This is a genomic window from Leifsonia sp. ALI-44-B (assembly GCF_001984125.1).
Classification (GTDB): Bacteria; Actinomycetota; Actinomycetes; order Actinomycetales; family Microbacteriaceae; genus Okibacterium.
This window is the reverse complement of record NZ_MTQL01000007.1, coordinates 410,786-423,635: the sequence shown is the minus strand read 5'-3', so window position 1 is coordinate 423,635 and position 12,850 is coordinate 410,786. Positions and strand designations below refer to the sequence as shown.

15 protein-coding genes are annotated in these 12,850 nt (G+C 68.7%); 11 read left to right on the top strand and 4 right to left on the bottom strand.

All coding sequences use genetic code 11. The annotated features are described in order from the left end of the window. The first annotated feature begins 141 nt into the window (after window positions 1–141). The 3 genes from ALI44B_RS08990 to ALI44B_RS08980 all read left to right on the top strand — a co-directional run bounded on the left by ALI44B_RS08990 (window position 142) and on the right by ALI44B_RS08980 (window position 2,840). A complete protein-coding gene (locus ALI44B_RS08990) occupies window positions 142–1,590 on the top strand; it encodes a choice-of-anchor A family protein (protein WP_238592232.1) in 1,449 nt (482 codons plus the stop codon). A gap of 68 nt (window positions 1,591–1,658) precedes the next feature. After that, window positions 1,659–2,522, top strand: coding sequence for a sigma-70 family RNA polymerase sigma factor (locus ALI44B_RS08985; RefSeq protein ID WP_077054383.1), 864 nt, complete (start codon window positions 1,659–1,661; stop codon window positions 2,520–2,522). 81 nt (window positions 2,523–2,603) lie between these two features. Next, a complete protein-coding gene (locus ALI44B_RS08980; protein ID WP_077054382.1) occupies window positions 2,604–2,840 on the top strand; it encodes a DUF1059 domain-containing protein in 237 nt (78 codons plus the stop codon). Between the two features lie 119 nt (window positions 2,841–2,959). Here the strand turns inward: ALI44B_RS08980 and ALI44B_RS08975 are convergent, their stop codons facing one another. Further along, complete coding sequence (locus tag ALI44B_RS08975) at window positions 2,960–3,532, bottom strand: hypothetical protein (RefSeq protein ID WP_077054381.1); 573 nt, start codon at window positions 3,530–3,532, stop codon at window positions 2,960–2,962. Between the two features lie 174 nt (window positions 3,533–3,706). On the opposite strand from ALI44B_RS08975, the gene ALI44B_RS08970 reads away from it, so the two are divergent. From ALI44B_RS08970 to sigJ, 4 genes are all read left to right on the top strand, one after another. Next, window positions 3,707–5,104: a DUF1254 domain-containing protein gene (locus tag ALI44B_RS08970; protein ID WP_077054380.1), complete on the top strand. Its 1,398-nt coding sequence runs from the start codon at window positions 3,707–3,709 to the stop codon at window positions 5,102–5,104. A 97-nt stretch (window positions 5,105–5,201) separates the two neighbouring features. Beyond that, window positions 5,202–5,936, top strand: a complete 735-nt coding sequence (locus tag ALI44B_RS08965) for a hypothetical protein (protein ID WP_077054379.1) — start codon at window positions 5,202–5,204, stop codon at window positions 5,934–5,936. 65 nt (window positions 5,937–6,001) lie between these two features. Further along, the gene (locus tag ALI44B_RS08960) at window positions 6,002–7,126 is read left to right on the top strand and encodes an NAD(P)/FAD-dependent oxidoreductase (protein ID WP_077054378.1); all 1,125 of its coding nucleotides are present in this window, start codon (window positions 6,002–6,004) and stop codon (window positions 7,124–7,126) included. Further along, window positions 7,123–7,995 (top strand): RNA polymerase sigma factor SigJ, encoded by an 873-nt coding sequence (gene sigJ / locus ALI44B_RS08955; protein WP_077054377.1) that lies wholly within the window; start codon window positions 7,123–7,125, stop codon window positions 7,993–7,995. The genes ALI44B_RS08960 and sigJ overlap by 4 nt, the downstream gene beginning before the upstream one ends. 46 nt (window positions 7,996–8,041) lie before the next feature. Here sigJ and ALI44B_RS08950 read toward each other — a convergent pair whose 3' ends face one another. Further along, a complete protein-coding gene (locus ALI44B_RS08950; RefSeq protein ID WP_077054376.1) occupies window positions 8,042–8,506 on the bottom strand; it encodes a hypothetical protein in 465 nt (154 codons plus the stop codon). Window positions 8,507–8,585: 79 nt separating this feature from the next. On the opposite strand from ALI44B_RS08950, the gene ALI44B_RS08945 reads away from it, so the two are divergent. The 4 genes from ALI44B_RS08945 (at window position 8,586) to ALI44B_RS08935 (ending at window position 11,241) form a co-directional block, all read left to right on the top strand. After that, entirely contained in the window at window positions 8,586–9,305 is a 720-nt protein-coding gene (locus ALI44B_RS08945) for a maleylpyruvate isomerase N-terminal domain-containing protein (RefSeq protein ID WP_077054375.1), read from the top strand. A 38-nt stretch (window positions 9,306–9,343) separates the two neighbouring features. Then, window positions 9,344–10,153, top strand: a complete 810-nt coding sequence (locus tag ALI44B_RS08940; RefSeq protein ID WP_077054374.1) for an SRPBCC family protein — start codon at window positions 9,344–9,346, stop codon at window positions 10,151–10,153. 148 nt (window positions 10,154–10,301) lie between these two features. Next, a complete protein-coding gene (locus tag ALI44B_RS16150) occupies window positions 10,302–10,469 on the top strand; it encodes a hypothetical protein (protein ID WP_179100243.1) in 168 nt (55 codons plus the stop codon). Between the two features lie 91 nt (window positions 10,470–10,560). Continuing rightward, window positions 10,561–11,241 carry a DUF6584 family protein gene (locus ALI44B_RS08935; RefSeq protein WP_179100242.1) on the top strand — a complete coding sequence of 227 codons (681 nt, stop codon included), beginning with the start codon at window positions 10,561–10,563 and terminating at the stop codon, window positions 11,239–11,241. 68 nt (window positions 11,242–11,309) lie between these two features. On the opposite strand, the gene ALI44B_RS08930 is transcribed toward ALI44B_RS08935, so the two are convergent. Both ALI44B_RS08930 and ALI44B_RS08925 read right to left on the bottom strand, forming a co-directional pair. Further along, window positions 11,310–11,543: a PLDc N-terminal domain-containing protein gene (locus ALI44B_RS08930; protein ID WP_077054372.1), complete on the bottom strand. Its 234-nt coding sequence runs from the start codon at window positions 11,541–11,543 to the stop codon at window positions 11,310–11,312. A gap of 102 nt (window positions 11,544–11,645) precedes the next feature. Continuing rightward, entirely contained in the window at window positions 11,646–12,848 is a 1,203-nt protein-coding gene (locus ALI44B_RS08925; protein WP_077054371.1) for an ROK family transcriptional regulator, read from the bottom strand. Window positions 12,849–12,850 lie beyond the last annotated feature (2 nt).

Below are 12,850 nucleotides of genomic sequence, written 5' to 3'. Positions count from 1 at the left end.
GCACGCGCGGGCTGGCGTCGCTGGAAAGCCAATATGACGCGCTGGCGGCCTCCCGTCAAGAGCCTTCCCCTGACCGGAAATGGCTGATAAACCGGAGAAATGACAACGGGGGCGTCACGGCGCATTGCGGGGATCGTTTTGGTGGGAAGCATCATCGGGGGCGGTGCCGCGGCGGCCCTGGCGGCCGGTGATCCGGCGGCGTGGGCGGCACCCGTCGCTGTCGGGCCCGTGAATCCCGTGCGCGTGCCCGTGAGCGGTCATCCGGCCAACAGCGGCTTCACGGTCTTCGTCGAGGGGGATATCGCGCTGAACGCCGACGAAGCCGAGGGCACGGTAGCCGCGGGCGGCGACCTCAGCTTCGCCTCGACCTACAACGTCGCGGCGGCCGGCCGGTTCCCCAACACGTTCACGGCGCCCGGGGATGCAGCACCCACCTACCTCTACGTCGAGGGCGGCGTGGACTTCTCGACGGCGGGCGGCAACATCCTGCGCATCCTCAACGGTGGATACGCGAAGATCGGCGACACCGCCTCGTATTCGGCGTATGACCGCGACCAGAACAATGCCGTCGTGAACTACAACATCGTGAGCCCGGGTGCGTCCTATGGCAGTGTGCCTCGTATCGAGGGCACCGTGACCGAGAGCCCCGCGCAGATCGCCGCTCCCGTCGACGCGGGACTCATCGACATCGCCGGGGCTTTCGACGCATACCGCAGCCTCACGGCGCAGCTCGGGCAATGCGCGGCGACCGTTGCGCTGACCGACGATTCAGGCGCGGCTCTCGGGACCCCGATCGCGCCCGGCACGCGAGGGCGCCTCACCCTGACGCCCGGCCAGACGAACGTGCTCAACATCCCGGCCGCAGACCTGGCGTCGCTCACCGAAATCTCGTTTCAGAACCAGCCCACCCTGACCACCCCGCTGCTCGTCAACGTGCTCGGCGACAGCTTCGAGGGAACGGTGCCGAACCTGGCGGGGATCAGCTCGGATCAGGCGCCGTTCATCCTCTGGAACTTCCCTGAGTCGAGCGCCGTGACCGTCACCGGCGGCGACAGCATCGAGGGAACGCTCTACGCGCCCAACGCCCACCTCAACTGGCAGGTCACGCAGAACATTGAGGGCAATGTGATCGCGGCGCGGTTCACGCACGGAACGCCGGCGCCGCCCGGCCCCGTGACGCGTGAGGTGCACAGCTTCCCGTTCGCGTCGCTTGTGAGTTGCACCGCGGATGACGGGTCCTCGCCGACACCATCGCCGTCGGCGACGTCCACGCCGACCGTCGCTCCGTCACCCACGTCCACGCCCACCGCGACGCCCAGGCCCACCGCCACGCCGACGACAACGGCTGCACCCACCCCGACTGCTGCTCCGACCTCATCCGCCCCGGCCGCGCTCCCTTCCTCCCCGCCGGCGAGCGACCCCGGGGGCGGCGGGGCCGACATCCCGCCGCGGCCGTCAGCGGACGACCGACTGCCTGCAACAGGTAGCGCAGCGCCATTCTCCGCGGCCCTGGCCGTCTTTGCCGCGAGTGCGGTCATAGCCGGCGCGTTCCTGTTGCGAGGGTCGTCGTCAGGACGCGCGCGCCGGTGACCTAGCGCAACGGCACATGCACCCCGCTGACACGGCGCAACGACGCCGGGCGGGCCTAGAGTGAGCGCATGGTGGCATCGGATGTCTTCGAAGGCGAGCGCGGCCGGCTGACCAACATCGCCAGCCGCATCCTCGGCGATCCGCACGAGGCCGAGGATGTCGTGCAGCTCGCCTGGATCCGCCTGCACGAGAACACCGCCCAGCTCGACAGCGCCGCTGCCTGGCTGACGACCGTCACGACCCGGTTGTGCCTCGACCGATTGCGCGCGCGCATCCCCGAGCCCGTCGATACGGCCGACGTGCGTGACGTCGCCGCTTCGGCCGAGCCCGGCCCGGAGGACGCGGCCCTGCACCGGGAGTCGGTGGGGCAGGCCCTGCACGTAGTGGTCGACCGCCTCACGTCGAACGAACGGGTCGCGTGGGTGCTGCACGAATCGTTCGGGTTCGAGTTCGACGCGATCGGCGAGATCCTCGACCGCACGCCGTCGGCGGCCCGCAAACTCGCCTCGCGGGCGCGCGCGAAAGTCGCGGACGCCGAGCGGGGTGGCCCCGAGACCGACCGACAGGTCGTCGACGCGTTCATGGCCGCGGCCCGGGGGAGCGACCTGATGGGGCTTCTGGCCCTTCTCGCCCCGGGCGCGACCGTGAGCGCCGACGCGGCCGCGATCGCCGCGGGAACGCCGACGCGCATCGAAGGTCCCGAGGCCGTGGCCGGTTTCTTCAACGGCAGCGCGCACGCTGCCCTACCCGCGCTCGTGGACGGGCGCCCGGGGGCGGCCTGGTTCAACCGCGGGCAGGCGATGGTCGCCTTCGACTTCACGGTCGCCGACGGCGTGGTCACAGCCATCGTCTTCCGCGCCGAACCCGAGGTGTTGGCCGCGATCGTTCGACGCCCGGTCGTGCGCGACACGCCCGGGGCGACCGAGGAATGATGCGGATGGTCACATCCCACGTCGCCCGTTCGTCAACCTGGTGAGAGCCGCAGCAGACGCGACGGCGAGAACGGAGACACGATGAAAACCATGACCTGCACCGACCTAGGCGGACCCTGCGGCCTCGAGCACCGGGCCGAGACCGCCGACGAGATCATCCAGGCCCAGGATCGGCACCTCAAGGAGGCGGTCAAGGCCGGCGACGAGGCTCACGTTCCGGCGCGCGAGGACATGAAGGGCCGCTGGCGCCACCCGAAGAAGTCCCTCGACTGGTACAACGGCGTGAAGCGCGCTTTTGCCGAGCTGCCCGCGTCGTAGCCGACGCATCCGGATGTTCGCCTAGCCTGTGATCGTTTGGCGCAGGCGGCCAATCACCGGGGCGATCGAGGGCGCCTGCCTGCCCGGGGTGGATCGGCCGCTTGTCGGCCTGGGATCGCCTAGCGCAGGCGGCCGCCCGTTAAGGCTGTCGAGGCCGCGATGACGGTGTCGAGCGGGCAGTCGATGGCGACCTCGCCGAGCTGGAAGCCGAGTTTGCTCAGGGTGGCGAACGACTTGGCGGGCAGCGTCGAGTGGATGCCGGGCGACTGCGCGGTCACGCCGGGGGCGAGGTGGAACGTGAGGATGCGGTACTTGCCGCGGCGGCGCACCGAGAGGCGCTCGATGGCGGGCCAGGGGAGGAAGACATCCCCCTGTTCGATGCTGCTGTGCAGGCCCGCCGTGTCGAGCGTGAGAACAGTGCCCGGGCGTGATCGCGCGCCGCGGACCGACGCCACCTGCGCGACCGGGAACAGGGTGAACCACGACACGAGCAGCAGCGGCAGAGCCGACACGAATCCCATCGCGAAGCCGCTCGACGACGCGATGAGAGCCGCGACGGTCACCGCCAAAACCGGGACGAGCGCCGCGGCCACCAGGGTGAGAACGAACGAGGGTCGCGTGGCCCGCTCGGTGCGAACGGGGTCGGAGCCGACGACGAGCGGCGGAAGGGGTGCCTGCGGGTAGTCGGTCATGGTGTCAGTATGTCGCGCATCGGGACACGCCGTGGGGCCGTGGGAGTCCGCCCTGAATATTCACTGGCCTTCTGCGCGGCTCGGCCCTATGGTCGGGATCAGATGGAATCCGGGGGGTTCCGCACCGCAGCGTCACCTCTCCGCCGTCGCCCGATCGCCGAGAAAGGCTCCGCCATGACATCCAGCACGCCCGCTCTGCCCGGCCCGCTCGCCCACGTCGCAATGGATGGCGAGCTGCCCGCGCGCTCCGCCATCCCCACCATCTTCGACGAACTCGACTACCAGATGGCGTGCCAGGCTTACCTCTGGGCGCTGCCGATCGTGTCCTATGCGCAGTGGAAGGGCCAGCACTACGACGTGTTCGGCGCGACGAGCAGCGACCTCGTGCGCTATGTCACCTACCGCGACCGTCTCGGCATCATCACGGCGAATGCGACGACGCCCTACATCCTGAACTTCTTCGCCCTGGCCGAAACCGGGCCGCTCGTGATCGAACTGCCGGCGGGCCCGACAGCTGGCGGGGTGTCCGACTTCTGGCAGCGCGAGATCGGCGCGATGGGCGAGATGGGCCCCGACCGCGGCCAGGGAGGCAAGTACGTGGTCGTGCCTCCCGGCGAGAGTGCTCCGGATGACCTGAGCCCCGACTATCGCACGCTGCAGCCATCCGGTTTCAACATCATGTTCGGTTTTCGCACGCTCGATCCCGACCCCGCCCGTGCCGAGGCCCTCGTGGATGCCGTGCGCATCTACCCCTACTCGGAGCGCGAAAACCCGACGCCCACGCGCATCGTGTCGCCCGACGGCCGCGAATGGACGGGCGACCAACCCCGCGGCCTCGACTATTGGCGTGTGCTGCACGGCGTCTACCAGACCGAGGTCGTCGATGAACGCGACCGGTTCTATCTGGCCATGCTGAAGCAGTTGGGCATCGAGAAGGGCAAACCGTTCGAGCCCGACGAGCGCCTACGCCGCATCCTCGAGCAGGGTGCCGCCGCGGGTGAACTGATGGCGCAGGCGAACACGTTCGCGAAGCGGTTCGAGCAGGGCAGCTATTGGCCCGACCGCCGGTGGGAGCAGGCCATCGTGATTGACAACCCGGCGCAGCGGGGCAACGGCTATGACGAGCTGCTCGAGCGTGCATCCTGGTTCTACGAGGCGGTCACCTTCTCCGAGGCCATGAAGAGCACCACCCCGGGCGTCGGGCAGGCCTACCTCGGGTCATACACGGATGCCGCGGGCGAGTGGCTCGACGGCGGCGCCTATACGCTGCACGTGCCCGCCGACGTGCCCGCGAAGCTCTTCTGGTCGGCCACGGTCTACGACGTCGCCACCCGGTGCCTGATCGACAACCCGCAGCAGCGCGGAGACCGCGGCTCGCGCGACCCCGAGCTCGTCGTCAACGAGGACGGCTCGGTGGACCTGTACTTCGGCCCCGAGGCCCCGGCCGCCGGAGAGGCGAACTGGGTGCAGACCATCCCGGGTAAGCACTGGTTCTCTTATTTCCGTCTCTATGGCCCGCTCGAGCCCTACTTCGACCGCAGTTGGAAACTCGGGGACATCACCCCCGCGTAAGGGCGGGGGCGACGGGCGCCCGCGCGCGCGACACGCCCTGCGTTGTGGGTAGGCTTCCGGTGAAACCGCCGTCCTCTCGGCGCAGGGGGAGGACGACGTGAACAAACGGGGGCGCCGTGTCGCGCTCGCGGCGCTGCTGACCGCGGTCGTGCTCGCGGTCAGCGGGTGCTTTCCCGTGATCGGCGCGCCTACGTCGTCGCCCGACCGGTTCCCGCGCAACGAATACGGGGTCGTGCACTCGGGGCCAGAGCCCACCGCCATGACATATGAGGATGGCGTGGAAGTCTGGGATCTGACGGTCGAACCGAGTGTCGAAGCATTCGGCATCGAGACCGATGTGCGCGCCACGGTGGGGACCTTCGTGGGAGCCTACAGTTCGACCTCGGTGGGGCCCCGGCCCGTGCGCCTGCTGCTGCCCGAGGGGAAGACCGTGCAAGTCGACGCGACCGAGGTCATCTTCGATATGACCGACAACGCCGAAGCGATCACTGGCTCGACATCCGATGACGTGCTCGTTCCCGCCGGTCGGCTCTTCGGCTTGCAGGTCAATGCCGTCATCGAGCACGGCCCCGATGACGGTCGAGCCGGCTATCGCGACGTGCTCGAGCAGCTGGATCTGCCGCTCGACAGCCTCGGCGAACTGGATGCGAAGATCGCTGCCGCCGAGAACGCCGACCCGGTCGTGGACTCACAGCCCGTCGGCGTGGGCGAGTCGCTTCCCGCGGCGGGTGGACTGCAACTCGGCGTGGGCACATCCTTCCGCCCCACCGAAGCCGACAAGCTCTTCCATTTGCGGGTCTCCGCGAGCTGGGAGCCGATCCCCATTCCGTGATTTCCCCGCCGCTGTCACGTTTCGGGGCGCTCGTTCGTCAGAGTGTCACACGATGAAGGAGCGCAATGGGTAATCAAGTGGTGGTCGTCGGCGGCGGGTATGCCGGCGTGATGGCGGCGAACAGGCTAGCAGGGCGGGGTGACGCGACGGTCGTGCTCGTCAACGAGCGAGATTACTTCGTCGAACGCATCCGGTTGCACGAGGTTGCGAGCGGTGTGCGCGAATCTTGTCGCCTGTCATTCGACGAGGTGCTGCACGCGTCGGTTCGCCGCGTGACCGCGCGCGTCGCGTCGATCGATGCGGGGATGTCGCGCTTGCTCTTCGCCGATCGCGACGCGTTGGCCTACGACTATCTCGTCTACGCGGCGGGATCGACGGCGCGTCCGATGCCTTCCGACTCAGACGACGAGCCGGGGATGCCTCACCTCTCGGTGTCGACCGACGAAGATGCCGCGCGGGCCCGGCAAGCCGTGCGGAACGCGGCACCGGGTTCGGCGGTCGTGGTGCGCGGAGCCGGACACACCGGCATCGAACTCGCGTCGGAGCTGCGGGCGGCGCGCCCCGACATCCACGTGCATCTGGTGTCGCGGGGGCCCGTCGGCCGGTCTCTGGGCGCGGCGGGTGGCAAGGAGGCTGAACGGGCGCTGACTCGCCTCGGTGTTCGCATCCACCGCGGGGATGGCGCGGTGCCGGCGCCTGCCCTCGTGCTGCACACGGACGGGTTCGTCGGCGCGTCACTGGCTGCCGAGAGCGGCCTGCCGGTCAACGATCGGGGGCAGCTCGAGGTGGGGGCCGATCTGCGGGTTCGCGAGCATCCGAACATCGTCGGCGCAGGGGACGGGTGCCACATCGGCGGCGCGCAGAACACGCACCTCAGAATGGGGTGTGCCAGCGCCCTTCCGCAGGGGGCGCACGTCGCGGATGTCGTCGGCGCCCTGATCGACGGTGCTGCGCCCGCCGCCCACAGTGCCGGCTTCGTTGCCCAGTGCGTGAGCCTCGGCCGCACACGTGGCCTGATCCAGGCCGTGCACCCCGACGACACCCCGCGCCGGATTCGGCTGCGAGGCCGACCGGCCGCCGTCTTCAAGGAGCTCATCTGCCGGCAAACGGTGCGGTGGATGCGTCAGGAGGCCCGCCGCCCCGGCACGTATCGCTGGCCGGCCGGGCCCGCCGCTAGGGTGAACGAGTGACCGACGCCTCCGACACGTTTCTGCGCCATCGGGGGCTGATCTTCACGCTCGCCTACGACCTGCTCGGGTCGGTCGCCGACGCCGAGGATGTCGTCCAAGACGTCTACGAGCGCTGGCTGGCCGTCGACCACGACGTCGAGCATGCGCGCGCCTACCTCGCCCGCGTGACCACGAACCTGTGCCTCGACGTTCTACGTTCGGCGGAGCGTCGCCGCGTGGACTACGTCGGGCCGTGGCTGCCCGAACCGCTGCCCGCCGATGGTGGAGTTCCGGGTCCGGAGGAGCAGTTCGCGCGACATGAGGCTGTGTCGGCTGCGTTCCTCGTTATCCTGCACGCGCTGGGGGATCGCGAACGCGCGGGTTTCGTCCTTCGAGAAATCTTCGCCTTCTCCTATGTCGAGGTTGCACACATCCTCGACATGGAGGTCGATGGCGCGCGGCAGATGATCCACCGCGCGCGCGACCGCGTGCAGACCCGGCGGCAGCGGTTCGCGGTCACGACGGAGCAGCACGACCGGGTCGTCGCGCGTTTCATCGCGGCGGTCGAGGCGGGGGACATCACGGGCTTGATCTCGACCCTGGCTCCGGATGCCGTGCTCACCGTCGACGGCGGCGGCAAGGTTTCGGCGGCGCGCCGCCCGGTCACCGGCGCCGAAGCCATCGTGCGCTTCCTCTTCGGCCTGCAGGCCAAGGTCGGCCCGGCGGGCACTATCAGGGGCGACGAACTCAACGGGGGTTTGAGCGTACTGTCGCTCAACTCCGGAACGGTTGACGCATCCTTCCAGTTCGCCATCGCGGGCGCGGCCATCGAGGAGATCTACGTCATGCGCAATCCCGACAAGCTCCAGCGCCTGCAGCCGGGCGGCTGAGCGTCTCGGCTCAGTAGGGGCGAGGCGCCGTCAGGACGGGGCGCGGTCAGGATGAGGCGCGGTCATGGCGAACCTCGACGTCATGCGGCCGCGCCGCCTCTTCTGGAGTGCTCGCGCGCGTCGCGGCGAGGGAACGCGCCCGGTCGGTCGGGCGGCGCACGATGAAGGTGACGAGACACGAGAGGGCACCGGCCATCAGGGCCGCGGCAACGATCCAAGCGACGGTGCTCCACTCGCTCGACGCCAGCAGGGCCACCACGATGATCGCGGCGGCGGCCAAAGTCACGCCGAGGGCCAGGACACCGGTCGACAGGCTGATGGGCTGAGGGGCCTCGTCGTCCGGCCGCACGGGAGCCGGTTTCCAGACGACGATGAGCAGGGTGGCGATCGGTCCGAGGAAGATCGAGACGAGGAACCAATTGAGGCGCGATCGGTTCTTCTGTTCCGCCAGGCCCGCGTTGACCAAGGCTAAAGCGAACCATCCCCAGGAATTCACTGCTGCTGGATCCATCGCACCAGCCTATTCGGTCGATAAGAATCCTCAAGCTTGGGCCTGTTCGCGGGCGTCGGCGGCTGCCACACTGGGGCCCATGACTGACAGCGCCTTAAGCATCCCTCGCGTGACCTACCTCGAGGCCGCGGCCAGCGCCGTCGACCTCATCGGCGATGAGCGGGTTGCGAGCAGGTGGCACGAGGAATCCGTGCTGCCCGGCATGACCGTGGGAGTTTTGGCGGCTCATCTCGGGCGCAGTCTGACGCAGGTCGAGTTCCTCCTCGACCTCGAGGTTGACTCCGGCGTCGGCTCTGGCCCCGACTCGGACGGCGGTCGTGAGGCGGGCGGCGGGCCCGGGGGCACCGACATCGCCGTTATCGATGCATCCACCTATTTTGGAACCTTCGAGGGCATTGCCGATCGCGAGTCAGACGTCAGTCGCGGCGTCATCCGACGTGGAACGGAATCAGCGGAGAAGGGTGTTCTGGCTGTGGTCGCGCAGTGCCGTGAGACCCTCGATCGCTTGCGATCGCGCCTCGCTTCGGAACCAGCCGGCCGTCGCCTGGGCGTTGCGCACCGGCCGGGCGAGATCATCTCGCTCGACGACTACCTGCGCACCCGTCTGGTCGAATTCGCCGTGCACACGGATGACCTGTCCCTCAGCATCGGCGCCGCCGTCACGAGTCCTCCCGCCGCCCTGGCCGCTGCCGTCGACGTTCTCGTGGGTGCGGCGCGTGTGCGCCACGGTGACCTCGCGGTGCTGCGCGCGTTGAGCCGGCGCGAGCGCGACGAGTCCGACGCGCTGCACGTCTTGTGACCGAAGAACCCGAAAGGCGAGGATCAGTGACCGAGAGTATGAGAAGCCATCACGTCAGTCGGGTCATCTCGGCTTCGCCGGACGCCGTGTATGAGTATGCGTCGAATGTCGACAACCTTCCGCGGTGGGCGGCGGGTCTCGCGAAGTCTGACGTGGTTCGCGAGGGCGATGTCCTCGTCGTCGAGTCGCCCATGGGTCGGGTGACCGTTCGATTCGTCGAGCGGAACGACCTGGGAGTCCTCGACCACGATGTGACCCTGCCATCCGGGACCGTCGTCACGAATCCCGTGCGCGTGCTCGCGCATCCGAACGGTGCCGAGATCGTCTTCACGGTGCGCCAAATCGAGCTCACCGACGACGAGTTCGCGCGCGATATCGACCTGGTCGCCGCCGACCTCAAGCGCCTGGAGCACGAGGTTCTGCGACAAGCCGCGGCGGCCGAAAACCGAGACGGTCTGGTCGTGTCAGTCGATACGGCCGTGACGGCGGACGCGGTCTGGCGGGCGCTCACCGAAGAGCGCAGCGCCTGGTGGCCCGACATGCAGTTCGATACCATCGTCGGCTCGCCGCTGCGCGAGGTGTGGATCGAAGAGGGGGCCGAGCGCGAAGCCGTGGGGCAGGTCATCGAGGTTACGGATGGCCGGGCACTCACATTCGTGTGGTCCGAAACCGAGTGGCCCTCCCCGCTCCAGGTGGCCTTCGTGCTCGAGTTGACGGCGACGGGCACCCGCGTCTCGGTATCGGAGACGGGTTTCCTCGGCGTTCCCGACGGGAACCATCTGCGCGAAGAACACGCGGAGGGATGGCGGTTCCACCTGTCACAGCTGCTCGAGCACGCCGAGAGGTGAGGCCGCGAGCGTGAACGTCGGGGGAAGGGCGCATACGCGCATCCCATACTTGCTTTGAATAATCAGGGCGACGAGTCATTGAGCGGATGCGCGAGGTAACCTCAACAGAGGACCTGCGTTCGTTCGGGTCCCTATAGAAAGGTCCACTGTGACCGTCATTGTTGTTCTCCTCATTGTCTGGGCGATTCTCGCCGTCGTCGGCTTCGCCATCGAGGGCCTGTTCTGGCTCGGCATCATCGGCATCATCCTCGTCGTCGGCACGATCGTCTTCGGCTTCGTCCGTCGCGGCGCCAACAAGGCGAAGAAAGCTCTCTAAGCTCTTCGAATCCCGGGTCGCGTCGTCGGGCTAGCCATTCGGCGGGCCCGGCGCTGGGACTCATAGGGCCGACGTGCGCCAGACTATGCACGTGAATAATCCAGCGCTCCTCGACAGGGCCGATGAGTTGTGGGCGGAAGGCCGCCATCAGCGGGCCCTGCAGCAGCTCAGAGCCCTCATCGACGGCGACCCCTCGCAACTCGACGTTCGAGGGCGGCTGGCGGAGCGTTACCGCGAGCTCGGCAATCCCGACCACGCCGGTCGCTGGGGTATCTCCATCGAGGGCTGGACGACCGAACTCGAGCGAGACCGCCTTGCGCGGCTCATTGCAGCCCGACGCGTGCCGTCATCAGGCATCCGAGAGTTCCTCAGGGTGACCCCGGATCAGGTCTCCGACGACGCGATCGCCGAGATCGAAACGGCAGCGGAGACGTACCGGAACCGCCCGCGCCGCACGAAGGTAACCCCGCCCGTCGAACCCGACACGTCGAGCGAAGCTCCGCTCAACTTCACGTTGCTCGCAATCCTCGCCAGCCTGCTCGGCGCCTACCTCGTCTCGGCCCTGGCCACCTTCTGGGAGGCCCCGCCGGTCCTGGCACGCATCACTCTGCTCGTTCCCGTCATCCTCGTGGCCTGTGCCATCCTCAGTTGCGCGATCATCGAGGCCGCGAAGAGAAGATTCCTCGTCATGTCGGGATGGCTCGCTTTCGCCGTCCTCCCGCTCGGAATCGTCGCCGCGGCCTGCGTCACCGGCTGGGTCGTCGCGGCCTGAAGCTTGATGCGGCCTGAAGGGTGAAGGCTGAAGGCTGAAGGCTAGCGGCGGAGGGGCCGTCGGGCGCGCTAGCTGCGCGGAGCTCGCGTTTGGTCGATACGCAGACCGAGCGGATGCGGCCCCATGAACAGCCAGACGAAACCGGCCATGAGCGGGAAGAAGATGACCGCCAGGATCCATAGGGCGCGTTCCGAGCTGTTCAGTGTCGGTTCGCGTCGGATCTGAGTGATGGCGTAGACGATGACCGCCACGTAAGCGCCGACGAAGACTACGCCGAGAATGATCGCGATTGGGGCATCCATGATTTCCCCCATCCGCCGACCCCGGCCGGTCCGTGCGCCCAGCCTAATGATCGGTCTGTGAGACGCCTAGAGCTATAGCGCTGTGCACGGCGGCGGAGTGCGTCAGGGCGCCGGCGTGAGCGGGGGGAGGCCCTCGGTGGAGAAGACGCGGTCGAGGAACATGCGGGCCGCGCCGCGCAGGCCGCCCGTGCCCTGGTGGCGCGTGACCTCGACGGTGAGCTGCTCGGTGGCCATGGGTAGGCAGTCGGCGTAGAGGGTGGAGCGCACGCCCGCGACGAAGACGGCCGAATCGGCGAGCACGCCGCCCAGCACGAGGCGGTCGGGGTTGAAGAAGTTGACGATGGTGGCGAGTACGCCGCCCGTCATGACGCCCGCGTTGCGCAAGAGGCGTGTGGCGAGGGGGTGGGAGTCGCGGGCCAGCGCGATCATCGCCTCGACGGTGTGCACGTCGTGGCCGGCGAGTTGCATCTCGCGCACCAGGGCGTTGCCCGAGGCTAGGGCGTCGAGGCATCCGGTGCGCCCGCACGAGCAGGGAACCGCCGCGGCCCCGGGTACCGAGACGTGGCTGATGTCGCCCGCCCAGCCGTTGCTGCCCGTGTAGAGCTCGCCGCCCGACACGATGCCGCAGCCGATTCCCGAGCCCACCTTCACGAACACCTGATTGGCGAACGCGGCGGCCTCGTCGGCGTCGAGCAGTTCGCCCGCGGCCATCAGGTTGGCGTCGTTGTTGACGACGACGGGCAGCTGGATGTCGCGCTGCACGACCTCGGCCACCGACACGCCGTTCCAGCCGGGCATGCGCGACGGCGCGACGATGCGGGATGTGGTCGACGACACGGGCCCGGGCACCCCGACCGAGATGCCGCGCAGGCGCGTGTGGCTCGGAACATCCGCCTGCTCGACCATGTCGACGAGCTGCGCGACGGCAAATGAGAGGACCTCGTGCGGGCCGGCCGCGATGTCGAGGTCGAGGTGGCGCTCGCCGACGAGGTTTCCGGCGAAATCGATGAGGCCGAAGGTGGCACGGTCGACGCCCAGGTCGATGCAGCCGACGAGACCGGCGTCGCCGCGGATCTCGAGGTGGCGGGGGCGCCGGCCGCCGCGCGACTCGCCGTGCCCGACCTCGACGATGTGGCCCTGCGCGATGAGGTCCTCGACGCGCGACGCGACGGTCGAGGGGGAGAGGCCCGTGGCCTTGGCGAGGGCCGCGCGCGACGTGGCCCGGCCCGAGCGCAGTGGCCCGAGGATCTCGACGTTCTGGGGCGCGTGGCGGGGCGGTGTGCGGAACAACTCGCTCGTGCTCATCG

What these genes read in the sequence shown, in the direction of transcription:
- ALI44B_RS08985 (WP_077054383.1), top strand. Translation starts at nt 1,659, where the DNA reads ATGGTGGCATCGGATGTCTTCGAAGGCGAGCGCGGCCGGCTGACCAAC.
- ALI44B_RS08980 (WP_077054382.1), top strand. Translation starts at nt 2,604, where the DNA reads ATGAAAACCATGACCTGCACCGACCTAGGCGGACCCTGCGGCCTCGAG.
- ALI44B_RS08975 (WP_077054381.1), bottom strand. Translation starts at nt 3,532, where the DNA reads ATGACCGACTACCCGCAGGCACCCCTTCCGCCGCTCGTCGTCGGCTCC.
- ALI44B_RS08970 (WP_077054380.1), top strand. Translation starts at nt 3,707, where the DNA reads ATGACATCCAGCACGCCCGCTCTGCCCGGCCCGCTCGCCCACGTCGCA.
- ALI44B_RS08960 (WP_077054378.1), top strand. Translation starts at nt 6,002, where the DNA reads ATGGGTAATCAAGTGGTGGTCGTCGGCGGCGGGTATGCCGGCGTGATG.
- ALI44B_RS08950 (WP_077054376.1), bottom strand. Translation starts at nt 8,506, where the DNA reads ATGGATCCAGCAGCAGTGAATTCCTGGGGATGGTTCGCTTTAGCCTTG.
- ALI44B_RS08945 (WP_077054375.1), top strand. Translation starts at nt 8,586, where the DNA reads ATGACTGACAGCGCCTTAAGCATCCCTCGCGTGACCTACCTCGAGGCC.
- ALI44B_RS08940 (WP_077054374.1), top strand. Translation starts at nt 9,344, where the DNA reads ATGAGAAGCCATCACGTCAGTCGGGTCATCTCGGCTTCGCCGGACGCC.
- ALI44B_RS08930 (WP_077054372.1), bottom strand. Translation starts at nt 11,543, where the DNA reads ATGGATGCCCCAATCGCGATCATTCTCGGCGTAGTCTTCGTCGGCGCT.
- ALI44B_RS08925 (WP_077054371.1), bottom strand. Translation starts at nt 12,848, where the DNA reads ATGAGCACGAGCGAGTTGTTCCGCACACCGCCCCGCCACGCGCCCCAG.